Annotated in this window: 18 protein-coding genes and 1 pseudogene; 7 read left to right on the top strand and 12 right to left on the bottom strand. The window is 68.6% G+C overall.

What is annotated here, in order from left to right; translation table 11 throughout:
- Positions 1 to 8: 8 nt before the first annotated feature.
- Positions 9 to 998, bottom strand: coding sequence for a helix-turn-helix transcriptional regulator (locus tag ACJX2R_RS49195; protein ID WP_413105486.1), 990 nt, complete (start codon positions 996 to 998; stop codon positions 9 to 11).
- Between the two features lie 94 nt (positions 999 to 1,092).
- Here ACJX2R_RS49195 and ACJX2R_RS49190 point away from each other — a divergent pair, with 94 nt between their 5' ends.
- Complete coding sequence (locus ACJX2R_RS49190) at positions 1,093 to 1,491, top strand: VOC family protein (RefSeq protein ID WP_413105485.1); 399 nt, start codon at positions 1,093 to 1,095, stop codon at positions 1,489 to 1,491.
- 369 nt (positions 1,492 to 1,860) lie between these two features.
- Here the strand turns inward: ACJX2R_RS49190 and ACJX2R_RS49185 are convergent, their stop codons facing one another.
- From ACJX2R_RS49185 to ACJX2R_RS49165, 5 genes and pseudogenes are all read right to left on the bottom strand, one after another.
- On the bottom strand, positions 1,861 to 2,532 hold the full coding sequence (locus ACJX2R_RS49185; RefSeq protein ID WP_413105484.1) for a VOC family protein: 672 nt from the start codon (positions 2,530 to 2,532) through the stop codon (positions 1,861 to 1,863).
- A 17-nt stretch (positions 2,533 to 2,549) separates the two neighbouring features.
- Positions 2,550 to 2,804 (bottom strand): annotated as a pseudogene (locus ACJX2R_RS49180) (cytochrome P450); the annotation flags it as partial.
- On the bottom strand, positions 2,756 to 2,926 hold the full coding sequence (locus tag ACJX2R_RS49175; protein WP_413106199.1) for a hypothetical protein: 171 nt from the start codon (positions 2,924 to 2,926) through the stop codon (positions 2,756 to 2,758). The pseudogene ACJX2R_RS49180 and the gene ACJX2R_RS49175, both read right to left, overlap by 49 nt.
- A 252-nt stretch (positions 2,927 to 3,178) precedes the next feature.
- Positions 3,179 to 3,805, bottom strand: a complete 627-nt coding sequence (locus ACJX2R_RS49170) for a TetR/AcrR family transcriptional regulator (protein WP_413105483.1) — start codon at positions 3,803 to 3,805, stop codon at positions 3,179 to 3,181.
- Between the two features lie 270 nt (positions 3,806 to 4,075).
- Positions 4,076 to 4,438: a hypothetical protein gene (locus ACJX2R_RS49165; RefSeq protein WP_413105482.1), complete on the bottom strand. Its 363-nt coding sequence runs from the start codon at positions 4,436 to 4,438 to the stop codon at positions 4,076 to 4,078.
- Between the two features lie 572 nt (positions 4,439 to 5,010).
- Here ACJX2R_RS49165 and ACJX2R_RS49160 point away from each other — a divergent pair.
- The 3 genes from ACJX2R_RS49160 to ACJX2R_RS49150 all read left to right on the top strand — a co-directional run bounded on the left by ACJX2R_RS49160 (position 5,011) and on the right by ACJX2R_RS49150 (position 7,129).
- Positions 5,011 to 5,616, top strand: coding sequence for a cadmium resistance transporter (locus tag ACJX2R_RS49160; protein WP_413105481.1), 606 nt, complete (start codon positions 5,011 to 5,013; stop codon positions 5,614 to 5,616).
- 308 nt (positions 5,617 to 5,924) lie between these two features.
- On the top strand, positions 5,925 to 6,242 hold the full coding sequence (locus tag ACJX2R_RS49155; RefSeq protein WP_413105480.1) for a proline racemase family protein: 318 nt from the start codon (positions 5,925 to 5,927) through the stop codon (positions 6,240 to 6,242).
- A 26-nt stretch (positions 6,243 to 6,268) separates the two neighbouring features.
- A complete protein-coding gene (locus ACJX2R_RS49150) occupies positions 6,269 to 7,129 on the top strand; it encodes an ornithine cyclodeaminase family protein (protein WP_413105479.1) in 861 nt (286 codons plus the stop codon).
- 386 nt (positions 7,130 to 7,515) lie between these two features.
- Here ACJX2R_RS49150 and ACJX2R_RS49145 read toward each other — a convergent pair whose 3' ends face one another.
- Complete coding sequence (locus tag ACJX2R_RS49145; RefSeq protein ID WP_413105478.1) at positions 7,516 to 8,103, bottom strand: CGNR zinc finger domain-containing protein; 588 nt, start codon at positions 8,101 to 8,103, stop codon at positions 7,516 to 7,518.
- Between the two features lie 103 nt (positions 8,104 to 8,206).
- Between ACJX2R_RS49145 and ACJX2R_RS49140 the strand changes: the two genes are divergently transcribed.
- Positions 8,207 to 9,379, top strand: coding sequence for an epoxide hydrolase family protein (locus tag ACJX2R_RS49140; protein ID WP_413105477.1), 1,173 nt, complete (start codon positions 8,207 to 8,209; stop codon positions 9,377 to 9,379).
- A 75-nt stretch (positions 9,380 to 9,454) separates the two neighbouring features.
- Here the strand turns inward: ACJX2R_RS49140 and ACJX2R_RS49135 are convergent, their stop codons facing one another.
- The gene (locus ACJX2R_RS49135; RefSeq protein WP_413105476.1) at positions 9,455 to 10,435 is read right to left on the bottom strand and encodes a nucleoside hydrolase; all 981 of its coding nucleotides are present in this window, start codon (positions 10,433 to 10,435) and stop codon (positions 9,455 to 9,457) included.
- A 98-nt stretch (positions 10,436 to 10,533) separates the two neighbouring features.
- Entirely contained in the window at positions 10,534 to 11,412 is an 879-nt protein-coding gene (locus tag ACJX2R_RS49130; RefSeq protein WP_413105475.1) for a class I SAM-dependent methyltransferase, read from the bottom strand.
- A gap of 257 nt (positions 11,413 to 11,669) precedes the next feature.
- Between ACJX2R_RS49130 and ACJX2R_RS49125 the strand changes: the two genes are divergently transcribed.
- On the top strand, positions 11,670 to 12,671 hold the full coding sequence (locus ACJX2R_RS49125) for a helix-turn-helix domain-containing protein (RefSeq protein ID WP_413105474.1): 1,002 nt from the start codon (positions 11,670 to 11,672) through the stop codon (positions 12,669 to 12,671).
- A 155-nt stretch (positions 12,672 to 12,826) separates the two neighbouring features.
- Positions 12,827 to 13,192 (top strand): hypothetical protein, encoded by a 366-nt coding sequence (locus ACJX2R_RS49120; RefSeq protein WP_413105473.1) that lies wholly within the window; start codon positions 12,827 to 12,829, stop codon positions 13,190 to 13,192.
- A gap of 55 nt (positions 13,193 to 13,247) precedes the next feature.
- Here ACJX2R_RS49120 and ACJX2R_RS49115 read toward each other — a convergent pair whose 3' ends face one another.
- The 3 genes from ACJX2R_RS49115 to ACJX2R_RS49105 form a co-directional block, all read right to left on the bottom strand.
- Positions 13,248 to 13,568: a hypothetical protein gene (locus tag ACJX2R_RS49115; protein WP_413105472.1), complete on the bottom strand. Its 321-nt coding sequence runs from the start codon at positions 13,566 to 13,568 to the stop codon at positions 13,248 to 13,250.
- Between the two features lie 532 nt (positions 13,569 to 14,100).
- Entirely contained in the window at positions 14,101 to 14,496 is a 396-nt protein-coding gene (locus tag ACJX2R_RS49110) for a nuclear transport factor 2 family protein (RefSeq protein WP_413105471.1), read from the bottom strand.
- Between the two features lie 70 nt (positions 14,497 to 14,566).
- A complete protein-coding gene (locus ACJX2R_RS49105) occupies positions 14,567 to 17,074 on the bottom strand; it encodes a SpoIIE family protein phosphatase (protein WP_413105470.1) in 2,508 nt (835 codons plus the stop codon).
- Positions 17,075 to 17,158: the final 84 nt, after the last annotated feature.

Here is a 17,158-nt window from a genome sequence, read left to right as displayed (position 1 = left end):
CTCGCCGGTCAGGCTTGGCGGGCGTAGGACGCGAGGCGATCGGCGAGCGCGGTGACGAGGTCGCGCAGTTCATCGGGGCGCTCGATGACGAACGGCCGGTCGAGTGCGGCGAGTACCGGAGGCAGCCAATCGAGCCGCTCCGCCCGCAGCTCGACGCGCAGCCAGCGCTCGGTCGCCTGGTGCTCGCCCGCCACGGGCGCGTACTCCTCCAGGCTCGCGACGCTGGCGGGAAGGTGGGCGCGGATCTGCCCAACCGTCCCGTGGACCCGCAAGGTCACCTCGTGCCGGTACTCGGCCGTGGCGAACGCTGACAACAGGCGATGTGCCGGATCGGGACCCTCGGGCGCTTCGAATGAGCCGGGCAGAGTTCGTGTGTCTGCGATGCGATCGAGCCGGAAGGTTCGGTCCTCGCCGATCCGGGCGTCCTGGCCCATGACGTACCACCGGCCCGCGTGGGCGACGACCCCATACGCGTGCAGCGTGCGTTCGCTGCGCCGACCGTCGCGGTCGGTGTAGCGGATCGAGACCGGTCGGCGGTGGCGCACCGCATCGGCGATGGTGAGCAGGACCTCAGCGTTCGGGGTGTCGAAATCACCGGGCTGATCCGTGAAGGCGACGGCCTCCAGGAGTGTGTCGAGCCTGCGGGCGATGTGCTTGGGCAGCACCCGCCGGATCTTCGCCGATGCCGTCTCACTCGCCGTGCGTTCCGCCGTCGTCAGCCCCGCTCGGCGACCGGCGACCAGGCCGAGCATCACGGCCAGCGCCTCGTCGTCGCTGAGCATGAGCGGAGGCAGGCGGTACCCGGGGGCGAGCCGGTACCCGCCGTAGCGCCCGCGCACCGACTCCACCGGCACGTCCAGGTCGATCAGCTGGTCCACATACCGCCGTACGGTGCGCCCTTCGACGCCGAGCCGGTCGGCGAGTTCGGCCACCGTCCGGGTGCCGCCCGACTGTAGCAACTCCAGGAGTGTCAGCACGCGGCCGGTGGGTCGAGGCATGTGCACAGGCTAACGCGAATACAGGACCGATTCTGTCCACTATTTCTCCTAGTCTGCGACGTGCAGTGATTCCCGCACAGCCAAGGAGATCCCCATGGACTTCGTCTCGATCCGCATCATCACCAGCGACGTGGCGCGCCTCGTCGAGTTCTACGAGCGAGCCACAGGGACGCAGGCGACGTGGGCCACCGAGGACTTCGCCGAACTCAGGACCGCGGGCGCCACCCTCGCGATCGCCGGCACCCGCACTGTCCCGGTGTTCGCCCCGGGCTCTGCCCGACCGGCGGACAACCACAGCGTGATCACCGAGTTCCTCGTCGACGACGTGGACCGTGTTCACCAGAACCTGACCGGCTTCGTCACCGACTTCGTCACCGAGCCCACCACGATGCCCTGGGGTAACCGGTCACTGCTGTTCCGTGACCCCGACGGCAACCTTGTCAACTTCTTCACCCCCGTCACCCCAGCGGCCATCGAAAAGTTCGCACGCTGACGCCAAGCACAACCGTTCAAGCGGGAGCCCTGAGACCCCGGGGCTCCCGATGAACGCGGCCGCCCAGTCCGGGAGCACCACCAGCAGGGCACACCGGAACACACCGCTGCCCCCGAAGGACGCCTGCGCTTGTGTCTGCGGATCGACGCCGGACGTCCGATCGCGCATGTGGCTGCGGAAGCCGGGGGCTCCCACCGCTGCCTGACCCAGTGGCACGCCCACCGGCGCGTGCCACCGGTCTACGACCCGCTCGCCACCCCGACCGGTACGAAACACGACACGAGCGGCCGCACGCCGCACTCGGCGGCCGACCGCGCCGTTGGGATTGCTGGAGCGCCACAAGCCCTCGGTGAGGCAGACCCCGCGGCTCTACAAGTCGGCCGGGTCCCTGCGCAGCGTCACCTCGCGCCCCGACGCGGTACGCACCGTGACCGCACGCACGCCCGGCCGGCCGGGCACGACCACCAGCGGCAGCCGCTCGAAGGTCTCGGCACCGATGTGCTCCCGCAGTTCCCCGGCGTCAGCGCCGATCTCCAGCCGGGTCACGGCCACCCCGCGATCACCGCGCTCGGTCGCCCCGCGATCCGGGTTGGTGGCCGGGTCCTCCCGGTAGAACCAGTTCGGCAGCCCCCGGCGCCAGCAGGTGTCGAGCGCGCGGCCGGGGCCGGGCGCGGTGGTGATGATGCGCTGGGTGCCGTCGGGCTGGACGCGTCCCGGAAGCCGCGCCACTTCGCCGCCGAGCCGCTGCGCGACCGTGGCCATCTCCTCAAGCGTGTCGGCGCGCAGGCTCCAGAACATCCACCGGTCGCCGTCCGCGATGGCCCGGTCGAACCAGGCGGTCCCCGCATCCCGCACGGCTGCGGGGGCCGTCACCGCCTCGACCTCCAGGTAGACGTCCTCGCCGAGCGGGAAGATCGTGTTCGCGATGGCATCGGCGAAGACGCCACCGTCGTAGTGGGCGAGTCCTGTCTCCTCCCGTACCCGGCGGACGCCGTCGCCCAACTCACGGACGCCCAGGCAGAGATGATCAAGATGAAACATATCGATCCTTTCCGGGTTCACCACGTCACGGGGAGTCCGTGCACCCCGCAGACGACCATGTCGTGCTTGAACTTGATCTCGTTCAGCGGAACCGCGAGCCGCAGTGTCGGGATTCGCCGGTAGAGCGTGCGGTAGCCCGCCTACAACTCGACCCGCGCGAGCGCCTGGTCGAGACGCTGGTGCACGCCGTAGCCGAACGCGATGTGGTGGCGCGCCTTGCGGGTCACATCGAGCCGGTCCGGTTCGAGGAACCGCGGCGGATCGCGGACTGCACCGGATACCCGTCCCGGGTCGAGTCGGAGCTGACGCGCGGATCGGCCAGCGGCGCGCGGGCATCCTCGTACCGCGTGAACAGCCGCGGCTCGCCGCCGTCCCAGATCCGCACCTTGGACACCGGCTCCTCCCACAGCCTGCGATGGAGTTCGGGCGGCGGGTCGAACGGGCAACGGCCCGCGCCATCGGGTACCGGGGCACGTCGGACGCGACTTTTGACATCGCAGTCCTCCAACAGAAAGTTACCAAACGATTGTTCAGAGACTTACTGAACAGATGTTAGGAATCTTGAGGGCACTCGTCCACCCTCCTGATCAAGATCGGCCACCGCAGCGAGGAGCAGCTGGGATGAAGTGGAAGAAAACGCCGTGTTTCAGGCAAAAACGAGCGACACGAACTCGTCGACGAACGACATCACGGAGTCCGCATCGGTGTGCTTGGCGGAGTTCTGGAAGAGGGCGACACGACCGTGCGCACCGACGAACGCGATCACGGCAGCTCGCTCCGCGGGCACCCGGAGTGCGACCCCCGCCGCGGCGCAGCGCGCGAAGCCGGCGACGAGCAGGTCGATCACGTCGGCCAGTGGCCCGGCCTGACGGACGCCGGGCGCGGTCCGGGGAGCCCCGTTGGCCGTCATCAGCCGGTAGTGCCCGGGGTTGTCCATCGCGAACCGGCAGGAGGCGTGGAGCATCGCCCGCACGCGACCCACCACGTCGCCGGAGTCCACGCGATCCTCGGCAGCCTCCATCGCGGTGTGCAGCCGGGCGAACTCGTGGTCGGTGAGGCCCGCCACGAGCGCGGCACGATCGGTGAAGTGCTGGTAGATGCTGGCCGGCGCGATACCGGCGGTGCGGGCGACGCCGCGGATGGTCAGTCCGTCCTCCCCATCGAGCTCGGACAGCAAACGGCTGGCCGCTGCGAGGATCTCCCCGCGCAGCCGCTCGCCCTCCCCCCAACGGTTGCGTGTGCGCGGAGCGCTGACCTGGGACTCTTTCGACACGTACCTATTCTTACCACCCAGCCGCCCGGCCGCGGCCCGGCCCGGGCTTCTGCCCTTGGAGTATGGAAGCCTGACGGGTGTTGTTGGCCTGCACATGATGAGGGGTGAGTGACCGTCGTGGATCACGCCTAATGAGCTGTGGCCGGATTGAGCCGCCTCTGCTGGTTGTGCCTCACCGCACGAATCACCGGGGGCGAGATGGAAGCCAGCTCGGCCGAACACCGCAGAGGTGGCCGGTGCTTGGCCAGCACGAGCAGGCAGTACCAGTGATCAGTCGTGCGGCGATTCGCCGGCAGCCGAGCGACGGCCTCCGATGGAGGCGACCAATGCGTCTGCCACGATCGCCGCATCTGCCTCTGCGACATCTGCTGGGTATTCCGGCAGCAGATCGTCCCAGACGGGCATCCATGACCCGCGCAGCTGGGTCTGTCCCTCGGGCCGGGCGAAGAACCAGATGTGCAGGTGTGCGCCTCCATCTCCGATGCGGTAGACGTGGGCTCGCGAAATGTGTGGCAGGGCTTGCACGTGGCGGACGATGTGAGTGGACAGGACCCCCAGCTCGGCTGCCAGCTCATCGGGCAGGTCAGCCATGTCATAGTGCTCGCGCGGATACAGCATGAGCACCAGCGGCACACCAACTCCCGTGATCCGGGTGAGCCGCCAACTGTCGTTGAGCCAGATCCCATCGTCTCCGTCACGGTGCGCCTCGCAGTTCGACGGGTCCTCGCCGCGTCGCGGAGGCTCGGGCAGCACCGGGGGGGCGCAGCCATCCGCAGCGGCAAGCGCGTGGTCGTAGAACTCGTCAGGCCGTAAGCCAGGGCAATCAGAGGAGTCTTTGGGCTCCTTGTCGGTCAGCGCGGGGCGCCGGGGTGCGTCCCGACATCGACCAGGACGCTGCCGTAGCAGCGGCCCTTGCGCGTGGCGTACGCATCAACACCGACCGCCCGCCGGGCCGGGCCGGGACATCCGGCTCGGGCAACGCGTCGACCAACCGCAACCGCTCAGTCCACCGGCCGTGCCGCCGGGTCTTCGGGCAACTTCTTGGAGGCTCGCCCGGGTGTTAGTCGTCGTTCACCGTCTGCGCTTCAGGGAAGTTGAGCCAGAACCCGAGAATGGACAGTACTGAATCCTGGCCCCGCGTTCGCCGCAGTACGGGCTCCCGGTAGCGTCACCGGGACACCCGCGTCGAAGGAGAGCAGCTACTCGTGGGCCTGGGCATCATCGGGCAGGCAGCCGGCCTGTTCACCGTCACCAACATCGACGACATCCTGATCCTGGCGCTGTTCTTCGCACAGGGCGCCGGCCATCCCGGATGCACTCGCCGCATCGTGCTGGGCCAGTACCTGGGCTTCGCCGCGATCCTCGCCGTGGCGGTGGCCGCCGCGTTCGGCGCCACGTTCCTGCCCGAGTCCGCCATCCCGTACCTCGGCCTGCTGCCGCTCGCCCTGGGTCTCAAGGCTGCCTGGCAGGCATGGAAGGACCACCGCGCCGGGGCCGGGGACGAGGACGAGGAACAGGCCAGGGAGGGCGGGCCGAGCCCGCTGGAGGTTGCCGCGGTCACCTTCGCCAACGGCGGCGACAACATCGGCGTCTACGTGCCCGTCTTCGCCACCGCCGGTGTCGGTGGGATGAGTGTGTACGCCGCGGTGTTCCTGGTGCTGGTGGCCGTGTGGTGTTTCGCGGGCAGGTTCTTCGCCACCCGGCCCGTCATCGCCAAGGCGCTGGCCCGCTGGGGCCACATCCTGCTGCCCCTGGTCCTGATCGCCATCGGCCTGCTGATCCTCATCGAGGGCGGTGCCTTCGGCCTGTGACACCGGGCGGCGATATCACCGGATCAGTCCGAATTCCTCACGGCACCAGGCGTCTCCAGACCGGTGAACAAGTGCTGTCCCTTCTCGGTTTCTGGCCAGCTTCCGTGCTCGATAACGCTTCGTGGCCTGTAGTCGTCGGCGGAGAGACCGCCCTGCTGTATGCGCGGCATGATGCGATGATGAGGAGTCAGCCTGTACTCGTTTTTGGTGGAGATTGCAGCTTTGCTCTACCTCGGTGAGGTTCGCTGAGCGACGCCTACAGCCTCGCTGCGAGCCCACTCCTTAAGAGGACAGGGCCCATCCAACTCGTGACCCCAGCCACCGATAACCGGCCTGCGTGGCACACGGTCGCCGGGGAGCCGGGCTGTGTGGACCGGTCGCCCTGTGGCGCCGACACCTCATCGCGTATGGCGCTACCGCACGCCACCAGCAAGCTGCCGCCCGACGAGCCGTTCGTGCACGAGTCCATTCTCGGCACCCGGATCGAGGGGCGCCTGGCCGACACAACGACCGTTGCTCCGCGCCCGGCCGTCATCACTACGATCACTGGTCGTGCGTGGTTGACCGGAACCACGCGGTTCTTCCTCGATCCGGAGGATCCGTTCCCGGAGGGCTGCTACCTGTGATTCCTGTTCTGGAAGGCGCCCCGCCCATGGCGGCCGCCATCGATGTCCTGCGCGAGAGCTTGCTCGACGGGCTGGACCCGGAGGCGGGGCCGCCGCGCTCTGTCGTCCCGGTGCCACACGGCCAGCTCCTGCTCATGCCCGCGCACTGGGGAAACTACGCCGGGGTGAAGATGGTGACCGCGGCGCCGGGCAACGCGGCCCGTGGCCTTCCCCGCATTCAGGGCAACTACCTGCTCCTGGACGGCGAGACCCTCACACCGCTGGCCCTGCTGGACGGGATCGCCCTCACGTCCGTACGCACCGCCGCCGTGTCGGCGGTGGCCGCCGACGCGCTGGCCGCGCCGGACGCGAGCCGACTTGTCCTGTTCGGAACGGGACCACAGGCCCGGTCCCACCTGGAGGCCCTCAGCTGCATCCGCCCGATCCGGGACGTCGTGGTCGTCGGCCGGAACGCCGACCGCGCCCGCGCTTTCGCGGCCGAGGTCGGGGCGCGGGCCGGCACCGTGGACGACATCGTGCACGCGGATATCGTCGCGTGCTGCACGACGGCACGCACCCCGTTGTTCGACGGCGCCCTGCTGTCGGCATCGGCGACCATCGTGGCCGTCGGCTCGCACGAGCCCGACGCCCGGGAGGTGGACGAAACGGCGGTCGCCCGGTCCACAGTGATCGTCGAAGCGGTCTCGGCCGCGCTACGCGAAGCCGGCGACGTGGTCCAGGCGGTCCAGGCGGGCGCCATCGACCCCGGTGATCTGGTGGGCCTGGCCGATGTCGTGTCGGGCCGGCACGAGATCCCCCCGGACCGGCCGCGCTTCTTCAAAAGCGTAGGGATGGCCTGGGAAGACCTGGTACTCGCCGCAGCCCACTTCGAGGCAGCCAGAACATGAACCAGCCCCCTGGCCGGGCAATCTCATACCGGTGGGGCAGCCGAAATCAGCCTCGGGCTCCATCAGCTGCTTCCGCGGACTCGTCGAAGGCCATCTAACGAGTTTGCGCCTGCCGCGGAGATATGCTGCGGAATATGCGATCGGGTGCGCATTGCTGGCGTCATCTGTAGTGTGCGCGGCTCTGGCTATCTGCCCCCCTCGATCGTGTGCAGCCGCCACTGATAGTGGCAGCAGTTCGAGGATGCAGCGGATGTTGCCAGCTGATCGCATTGAGGTCCCGTGCCTGCCGCCGCCGCTGACCAATACGTAGATGATGGCCGCGAACAGCGTCTCATCAGGCACGTCTTATGTCCCGCCGTCCTTCGGCCGCACCTTCGACGGCGGGCTCAGCGGTTTTGCGACTCCGCTGATCTGGGGTTTTTGCGGTGGTTGGCATTGAAGCGCGCCTTCTTCTGGCGATTCCCGCACGTGTTCATGTCGCACCATTTGCGAGTGCGGCTTTGGCTGGTGTCGAAGAAGGCGGCTCGGCAGGTTGGCGATGCGCACAAGGCCAATTTTCCGTCTCGTTCACCTGCGATGATGCTGATCGCGTCGGCGGCGATCACGCCGAGGGCATCTTCCACGCAGGAAGCCGAGCTGAGTCGCCATTCCCGCTTACCCTCGGGGGTCAGGATCGCCGCGGCTCGTCCCTGAGCGCTGCGGTCATTGATGACCTGGACAGCGGACGCGGGGAGAGCGTCCTGGATCGCGGCCGCTGTCGCGGCGGCGTGAATCGACTCCCTCAGTTCCCGAGCGAGGTCGAGCTGGGCAGTGGTACAGGAGTCCACGGCGAGACCGTTCACCGCCAGCCAGTCGATGAGTCGGTGCGGCGTGGGAATGCGCTCGACAGCGTTGCCGTGACGCTCCGACAGAGTCCCCGTGAAGCTGGTCGCCAGCACGCTACCGAGGCGGAAGTCAGGGAACCCAGCAGGCATGGAACCACCTTAGCAGGTTGCTGTCTGGCCCGGAGAGCTGCTAGAACCGTCTTAGCCGGTTCGCGATGGATCGTAGCCGACGCCACGATGGCCAGGAGGTCTCATGCCCCGTCCGACCAGCGACGTGCAAGCATTTGAAGCCCACGCGGCTGACGCCGACCTCGACGATCTGCGCGCACGACTGGCCGCGGCGCGGCTTCCGGAGGCCGAGACGGTCTATCGCGCCGCGCCCGACCCTCGCCGATGGGACCAGGGCGTTCCTCTCGCCGACCTCGTCGATGTCGTGAACTACTGGCGCACCGGGTACAACTGGCGGTCGTTCGAAGAGCGCCTCAACCGAATCGGCCAGTTCCGCACGACCATCGATGATCTGGGAATCCACTTCCTGCACCGGCGATCCGCGCGCGCAGATGCCACTCCTCTGATCTTGACGCACGGGTGGCCAGACAGCATTACTCGGTTCATCGATGTAGTGGACGAGCTGGCGGATCCGAAAGACGCGGACGCGCCGGCGTTCCACGTCGTGGTCCCGTCGCTGCCAGGCTTTGGTTACAGCGACAAGCCGACCACCACCGGGTGGGGAACCGAAAAGATCGCTGCCGCATGGGTGGAGCTGATGGGAAGGCTCGGCTACGGCAAGTTCGCAGCCCACGGCGGCGACTGGGGAGGTAATATCACCACGGTTCTCGGCGGCAGGTTCCCGGCGCACGTTCTCGGCATCCACACGACGTTCGCGGAGGGGCCGCCCGGGTTGACGACGGACGGGCTGACGGCGGTCGAGCGCAAATGGACCGAGGAAACCCGCGATTTCTGGCGCCACCACGCGGCGTACGCGAAGCAGCAGGCGACCCGACCGCAGACCATCGGCTACTCGCTCGTCGACTCACCGGTCGGGCTTCTTGCCTGGATCCTTGACAAGTTCGCCGAGTGGACGGATACCGAAGACAGCCCGTTCGAGACGATTTCCAGAGACAGCATTCTTGACGACGTCACCCTGTATTGGCTGACGCGGACCGGCGCATCGTCGGCCCGCATCTACTACGAAAGCCACAATTCGCTGGACCCCGAACTCCGGGTCGACGTCCCGTCAGCGATCACTATGTATCCCCGCGACGTCGAGAAGTGTCCGCGCCCCTGGGCACAGGAGCGGTACCGACAAATCGTCCGATGGAGGTCGGCCGAAATCGGGGGACATTTCCCGTCGCTGGAGGTTCCCGAGTATTTTGTCAAGGATCTCCAAGAGGGGCTGGCGGCAGTGCTGGCCGCCAACCGGTGATCGCGGTTCGGCGACCCGGCACTCGATGACCGGTCCTGGAGGTTTGCCCAGGCGTACGGGTAGGTGTGGTTTCGGTTACTGACGGGCCTCAGGGTTGACCAGAGCCCGGTGGACGCGGTCCATGGCAGTGGCGGCATCCACGGTGGCGGCTATCCGCACCGGAGGCCGTTGATCTGGGATGCCCCCGTGGTCGGTGCTGAACTTCCGTTCGTCGATCAGTGTGGCGCCACGCGCATGTCCCGCGAGTTCGACCATGACCTGGCGCTCCTGGTATGTCGCCAAGGACTCATCAACCATGATGGCCGCAGCCAACGGGTCGTGCAGGACGCAGCCGACGGTGCCGTGAGCGTCGCTGTAGAGGGCGACGTAGGTCTCGAGCACCGATGACGCGAAGCGGGCAGCCGGGGCGGCCGCATCCGCGATCCGTTTCAGCCAGGACGCGTCAGCCCAGGCGTGTTCGGTCATGTCCAGCGGAACCACGATCAGGTCGAACCCCGCGCGCAGCACCTCCTCCGCTGCCTCCGGATCATGCGCGGAGTTCGCCTCGGCCCAGGCGGTGACATTGCCCGGGACGTGGAACGCGCCTCCCATGAACACCACACGGCGCAGCAGCCGAGGGAGGTTCGGCTCCATCCGAAGGGCGAGGACGATGTTGGTCAGCGGTGCCAGGGCGAGCAACGTCAGTTCTCCCGGCCGTTGCCTGGCAAGGCGCACCAGCTGCTCCGCCGCTGATTCCGCGCTGACCCGTCGCGGTGTCGGAGGCCCCGCCTTGCCACCCAGGCCATCGGCGCCGTGGACGAACTCCGCTGTCTGCAAAGGCTGTTGAAGAGGAACCGGATGCCCCACGGCAACCGGTACCTGGTCCAGGCCGACGACATCGAGCACACGTAAGGCGTTGGCGGCCGCCACGGCAGTGGGCACGTTGCCGTGCGCGGCTCCAACGGCGACGATCTCGACGTCCGGCTGGGCGGCCAGGAACAAGATCGCCCAGGTGTCATCCACCCCGGGGTCCGTATCGATGACAACGGACAGACGGGTGGAGGAGGCAGATGACATGCAGGTCTCCTCTTGTTCCTCTTCGTCCTGCGGACCTGGCGGTTACCGAGTCTTCGTGCCCGCCACTGTTTCGGCATTCGGGCAACAGCGGAACGCCTTTACCGGTCAGCGGGCTGCTGAACTCTTGTGGGGCGGGCTTGCGTGGTCCCAGCGCGGCGGGATGCAAGGAGTCCGTACAGCAGCGGGATCCGCGGCTCCGGCAGCCGCCACCAGCCGGATGAGCCACGAACCATATGGGGCCAGCGTGGCCAGGGCAGTTCAGGGCTCTCGCGCAGCAGTCGGATGTCCAGACCGGCTCCGATCAGGGCATTGACGACCTCGCCCAGCCCGTGCATCCACTCGTAGCTGTCAGTGGCGCCCTCGACGGCCGGGCCGTCGGTGTAGGTGTGTGTCGCGTCGCGGTGTACGGGGCCGCCGCCACCCACGTAGTCGTGCCTCAGCAGGAGTTCGGGACCTTCTTCGGGGGCGGGCTTGGGGCCCAGCGAGTTGAGGAGCGGGTGGAACTCCACGACGTACAAGCGGCCGCCGGGACGCAGCAGTTCGGCGACGACACTGGCCCAGCGGTCCAGGTCGGGGAGGTAGCACAGGGCGCCCTTGCCGGTGTAGACGACGTCGAACCGCCGCCCGCCGAGGGCCTCCACGGCGTCGTACACATTGGCTTGTACGTAGCTCACGTCGACGCCGGCACGCGCCGCGATGCTGGTCGCCGCCGTCACGGATGCCGCGGAGAAGTCGAGGCCGACGGTCCGCGCACCGCGCTGCGCGAAAGCGATCGTCTCCGTGCCGAGGTGGCATTGCAGGTGCAGCACGTCGCGGTCGGCCAGCTCGCCGAGGTCGTCCCACTCCCACGGGGCGAACCAGCGGGACGGGTCGGGCTCCCCGTCGATCCCGTAGAACCGGCTGGCGAGGTGGACGGGGGTCCGGGCGTCCCAGTTCGACTGGTTGGCCCGCATCATCCGCTCATACGCGTCGGTCATGGGCTCACTATGGCAGGCGCTGCCGTAGCCGCCCAGGCGGCAGCCGCGCTCTCCAAGACGCAACCGGCACAGCCCCGCGCGGCGGCCGTTGTCGTGACGAAATGCCCCTGCGACGCTGGACCACCCGTGTGGCCGAGAGAGGGGGGGAAGCCCCTGAGCGGTACCTGTCACACCAGCAGGTGCACGATGCGCTGGACGCACCGCACGTACCGCCGGGGAGCCGGGCACACGGAGGAGAGGACAGGAAGGAGCTCACGGTGTTCGAGACGGTGTTCAGGAGTGCGGATCTGCCCCCGGCGGAGCGGTTCGAGGCGTGGCGTCAGCTGGCCTTCGCCAGCAATGGGCCCACCGAGGTGCGTACCGATTATGCGTCGGACTTCGACGTGACCCTGCGCATGCTGGAACTGGGACCGGTACAGGTGTCCATGTTCACCTGTCCGCCGCTGCACTCCGACCGCACGCCGAAGCTGATCCGGCAGTCCGACCCCGAGCTGTACCACCTCGCCCTCGCCCAGCGGGGGTCCGTCACCATCGACCAGGCCGGCCGGCAGGCGGCCGCAGATGCGGGGGGCCTGACGCTCTCCACCACCTCACGGCCCTATCTGGGGCAGCTCATCGCCGACCAGGACCGGGACAGGGGCGAGGTCACGTCGGTGCAAGCCCTCATCCCCCGGGCGCTGCTCCCGCTCCCGGCAGACGCCGTCGACCGGCTGGTGGCGGTGGGCCTACCCACCCGGGAAGGGCTCGGGGCCCTGTTCGCCCAGTTCATCGCCCGCCTGGCCACCGACACCACCCACTACGCGCCCGCGGACGCCACACGGCTGGGTGGCGTGGCGCGCGACTTGGCCGCCTCGCTGATCGCCCACCACCTCGGTGGCGACCGCGTGCTCCCGCCCGAGACCCACCAGCAGACCCTGGGCATACGCGTCCATGCGTTCATCCACCGGCACCTGGGCGACCCCCGCCTCGGCCCGGACCTGATCGCCGCGGCCCACCACATCTCACCCCGTTCCCTGCACCGCCTCTTCCAGAGCCAGGGCACCACCGTCACCGCCTTCATCCGCCACCACCGGCTCGAACGCGCCCGCAGCGACCTGGCCGATCCCAGGCTGGCCACCCGGCCCATCCACGCCATCGCAGCTCGCTGGGGCTTTGGCAGGCCTGCCGACTTCACCCGCGCCTTCCGCACCGCCTACGGCCTGCCTCCGAGTGAATACCGCCACCTGGCCCTGCCCGACGGGCCTGGCACACCACGCTAAGCAACTGACGCCCACCGCTAACGACGCCTCCACCGTGCCGGGCTAGTTTGTGGCCTTGACCAAGTCACCAGCGGCGTGGGCGACGGAGTCGCCGAAGCACCGCTGCGCTGTACCGCACTCTCAGACGATCCGCAGAAATCGGGAGGATCGACTCGATGAACGTGACTCGCAAGTTCGCACTCCCAGCGCTGGGCATCGCCTTGGCCCTCGGCGGGACGACCGCCGCGCCGGCCGCCGCACGGCCCGCCCAACCGGCCGGCGCCCACAGTTCCGGTGCACTGGCCGGGGCTCTGCAACAGCCCGCCGCAAAGGCGCGGTGCAGCGTGTGGAAGGACCATGCGGGACCCGCCGGCGCAGGCCGCGCGCACGCCAAATGCCCGGGTTGGTACGTCCGGGTCAAGGCCTACTGCGACGACGGGAGCATCAGCACCAGCGCATGGCTCAAGGGCTACGCCAAGGCCGAGTGCCCCCGCGCGGTCGACGTTGACATGATCAGGCACTGGACACAGAAGGGACTTTGAACCGGTTGAAACAGCGGCGCGGCATTGCCACCCACTACGGGGAGAACGCCGAGACCTACTGGGCAGCCGTCACCCTCACATCACCGCTGATGTGGGGGTGACACTTTGACGACACAGGCCGGCGGTCCGACTCATTCGTCACAGCGAACGCCCGATGCAGCGTGCGCACCGAAACGTTGAGCTCGCGAGCGAGCATCGAGGGGCTGAGTTCGAAATGGTCCAGGTGGCGGTTCACCATGTCCTTGGCTGCCTGCACCAGCGGCGAGGCCAACTGCGGCTCAGTCCCGTCGACCTTCTGCCGGAGTACCCCCATCACCAGTTCAACCAGGGTGTCGCGGGCGCTCAGCAGCCCGGCCGGGGACAATTCGTTCAGCACGGCGTCCACCGTGCGTACGTGTGCCAGGAGTAGCCGCATCTCGGCGGAGTCCACCGATCCGAGCACTGGCCGATTGCGGACGAGAGGTCCCAGGGGGTGAGCGGCAGAATCAACTTCTGGGTCGTGTGAGACCGCACCGCGAACCGCCATGACGGGTTGTTGTACCGCACCATGAATTGCCCGGCCGACACGGCGACTTTGTCGCGGCCCCGCGCCCGGGCGAACTGCCATGTACCGCGCCGTACCACGTCCATGACTACCAGATCGGAGAAGTATTGGGCATCCACCCAAGTACTGCCAGCCATAGTCGAGTCATAACGAATGTTCGCGAACAATGCGTCGTGCACTCTGTAGCCGCGGATACTGGCCCGGCAATCACCGGTACTGGCCAGTTCGGCAGCGACCTTCCCGCGAGGTGCGCTGGGCCCCGATTCGGTGTCTGTTAAACCACTCATTCCTATCGCTCCCGCTCACCGCCCGCGGCGACTGTGGCCGGTAGGCGTTTCTCGGCCCTTGGCCGGGCGCGGGGCGCTCAGCCGGTGATGATCTGGGTGAGGGCCGCGTGGTTGTGGTAGTCGCGGGACTCGACGATCCGGCCGTCGCGGACGCGCATCACGATCACGTTGGCCGTGGTGAACCGCTCGTCGGTGCCGGGCACGAGCGTCTCGTAGTCCCATTCGGCCACGATGACCTCGGGGTCGGCCGTCTCGTGGACGACCACGTTCTTCGCGGTCATCTGGAACCACTCCCGCAGTCCGTCAACAAGCTGCCGCAGGCCCTCCTGACCGCGGGTCACGGTCGGCTCCGGCACCGCGAACGGATGCTCCAGCACGATGTCCGGCGCGTAGAGCCGCCGGAGATTGTCGAAGTCGCGGTTGACCATACCGGCCAGCAGCTTCTCGAACACCGCGCGCGGGCTGTCGCTCAATGGTCCTACCCCTCGGAAAAGTAATCGGAGCATCCCTCCGGTTCACTTATACGGAGCGACGTTCCGATTGTCAATGAGGGCGTTGTGGGGACACTGCCTGCTCCGTCCACATGCACTTGCCCGCCGCCGTGAAACGCATACCCCATCGATCGGACAGCGCCGCGACCAGTTGCAGCCCCCGCCCGCCCTCGTCGGTCTCGGCGGCGCGGCGGATCCGCGGGGTGGTGAGGCTGCCGTCCGACACTTCGCAGATCAGTGTCCAGCCGTACAGCAGACGCAGCCGCGGAGGGCCCTTCGCATGCCGGACGACATTGCCGACCAGCTCGCTGACCAGGAGCTCGGTGGTCATCGACAGCTCGTCGAGATCCCACGCGGACAGCTGTTCGGTGGCCCGATGGCGGGCCTCGGTCGCGGCGATGGGGCCGTCCGGGAGCGTCCAGGACACCACCCGGTCCGGAGCCATCGACCGCGTCCGGGCGATCAGCAGCGCGGCGTCGTCGTGGGTCTCGGCCTGCTCCGGCACCAGCGCGCTGATGACGGCGTCGCACAGCCGGCCGGGGCCATGGAGCGTGGTGTGAGCGCACACGTCCGCGGACAGGTCCGCCGGAGGCACGGCGGCCCTGGTGAGGGCGTGGGCGAGGCGGACCATGCCCTCGTCGATGTCAACGGCGGACGACTCGACCAAGCCATCGGTGTACAGCACCAGATGGCTGCCATCGGGCACCTCGATCTCATGCGTCTCGAAGGGCGGGCTGGCGGCGCCAAGCGGTGGATCGGCGTCGGCAGGGGGGAAGTAGGTCGTCCCGTCGGGCCGGACGATGGCGAGCGGTGGGTGCCCGGCGCTCGCGAAACAGCAGAGGTTGGTGGCGGGGTCATAGACCGTGTACAGACAGGTGGCGTAGAAGTCATCGCCGAGGTCGCCGACCAGATCGTTGAGGTGGGCGAGGAGTTCATCGGGCGGAAGCTCGAGATCGGCGAGGGTGTGCACGGCCGTGCGCAGCCGCCCCATCGTCGCGGCCTCGGACAGCCCGTGGCCCATGACATCGCCGATGACGAGGGCGACCCGCTCCCCGGACAGCGGGATGAGGTCGTACCAGTCGCCGCCGACCTGCACGCCCTCTGCGGCGGGCAGATAGCGCGCGTCGGCCGTGACGGCCGGGACGGCGGGCAGGGTACGGGGCAGCAGCCCGCGCTGGAGCTCCTGGGCGCGGGTGTGCTCGGCGTCGTACAGCCGGGCCCGCTCCAGCGCCTGGGCGACCAGTCCGCTCAGCGCGATGAGCAGGGAGCGGTCCTCCTCGGAGAAGTGGCGCGGCCGGCCGAACCCCACCACGCAGTATCCGATCTGCTGATCCGAGGCGATCAGGGGGAGGAAGGCCCATGCCTTCATCCCGCTTCGGTAGAGATAGCCGGCCGCGTCCGGGTGGTGTTCGGCGTATTCCTGCGGTGTGGACAGGAAGGTCGGGGTGCGGGAGGTGAGGACCTCCACGATGGCGGACATCTCCATGACCGAGATGCTCCGAACGGTCTCGAGGAACTCCTCCGGATACCCGGCCGAACCGACCATGCGCCACTGCCCGTTCTCGATCAGCTGGCAGATCAGGCCGGTGGCGCCGAACGGCGGAAGCATCCGGTCGGCGACCGCCTTCACCACATCCTGGACCGTCAGCGCCTCGGCGAGCGCCGAGGTCAGCTCGCCCATACGCATGACCCGCTCGGCCGCGGTGCGCTGGGCCGCGGACTGCTCGGCCTCCTCCCTCCGGCGTTCGGTGATGTCCGCGATGTGGATGACCAGTCCGTCGGGGACGGGGTCGAGGCGCGCGTGGTACCAGCCCGCCCTGCCGGGCCACCGGGTGTCGCAGCCGACCGGTGCGCGAGTGGCCACGGCCCGACCGTGGCAGGCGGCCATCCCGGTGTCCCGGACCACCGGGTGGTCCCACAGCACGGTTCCCAGCACCTCCCGGGCCGAAGCCCCCAGCAGCTTCAGGGCCGCGGGGTTGGCGAAGGTCAGCCGCGCCTGACCGTCGAGGGCGAGGAGGCCGTCGTTCATCCGCCATACGGCACTGCCGACGGCGTCGCCGCCGAGCGGTTGCCTCTCGTGCTCGCCGTCCGTGGCGGCGGGCCGGGCGGGCCGCAGATACTCGGCGACCCAATCGGCCACCATCCGCAGGAATTCACCTTGCGCGTCGTCGAGCTCGCCCGGCGCCTCCACCAGGACGGACAGCGCGCCCACCGGCCGCCCATCGGCCGTGATCACGGGCACCGACGCCACCCCGCTCCCGGGCGGCAGCGTGCCGGCGCCGGGAGAGAAGTCCCCGGAGGGAGAGCGGCCGGACAACGGGGAATGCGTCCGGCGCAGCACATCGGGCGGTGGTGGCGTCCAGACCTGGGTGCGGTAGCGGACACAGGACACGGGGGCCGCGCTGTCCTCGTCCGTGAGGTTCTCCCATCCCGCGATCAGGTAATCCGGGAGCCCCACTCCGGCGACCACGCGCATGCCTCCGTGGCGTGGATCACGCACATGGATCATGCCGCCCAGGGCGCCGAGTTCGGCGACCGCCTGCCCAAGGGCGAGTCTCACCGGCCCGGTGCCACTCAGCTGGCCACCCGCGGAATCCATCAGCCGAAGCCGTGTCCGCGCCGATCGAGTGATCCGGGTGCCCGC

Origin of the sequence: Streptomyces sp. Inha503 (assembly GCF_047215865.1) — a bacterium.
In the GTDB taxonomy this organism is placed as follows: Bacteria; Actinomycetota; Actinomycetes; order Streptomycetales; family Streptomycetaceae; genus Streptomyces; species Streptomyces lycopersici.
The sequence above is the reverse complement of the archived record's forward strand: the minus strand, read 5'-3'. Positions and strand labels throughout refer to the sequence as shown.

Bases quoted from the DNA above. Each gene is read 5' to 3' on its own strand.
- ACJX2R_RS49150 (WP_413105479.1), top strand. From the start codon at position 6,269: ATGGCGGCCGCCATCGATGTCCTGCGCGAGAGCTTGCTCGACGGGCTG.
- ACJX2R_RS49135 (WP_413105476.1), bottom strand. From the start codon at position 10,435: ATGTCATCTGCCTCCTCCACCCGTCTGTCCGTTGTCATCGATACGGAC.
- ACJX2R_RS49130 (WP_413105475.1), bottom strand. From the start codon at position 11,412: ATGACCGACGCGTATGAGCGGATGATGCGGGCCAACCAGTCGAACTGG.
- ACJX2R_RS49140 (WP_413105477.1), top strand. From the start codon at position 8,207: ATGCCCCGTCCGACCAGCGACGTGCAAGCATTTGAAGCCCACGCGGCT.
- ACJX2R_RS49185 (WP_413105484.1), bottom strand. From the start codon at position 2,532: ATGTTTCATCTTGATCATCTCTGCCTGGGCGTCCGTGAGTTGGGCGAC.
- ACJX2R_RS49145 (WP_413105478.1), bottom strand. From the start codon at position 8,103: ATGCCTGCTGGGTTCCCTGACTTCCGCCTCGGTAGCGTGCTGGCGACC.
- ACJX2R_RS49190 (WP_413105485.1), top strand. From the start codon at position 1,093: ATGGACTTCGTCTCGATCCGCATCATCACCAGCGACGTGGCGCGCCTC.
- ACJX2R_RS49195 (WP_413105486.1), bottom strand. From the start codon at position 998: ATGCCTCGACCCACCGGCCGCGTGCTGACACTCCTGGAGTTGCTACAG.
- ACJX2R_RS49120 (WP_413105473.1), top strand. From the start codon at position 12,827: ATGAACGTGACTCGCAAGTTCGCACTCCCAGCGCTGGGCATCGCCTTG.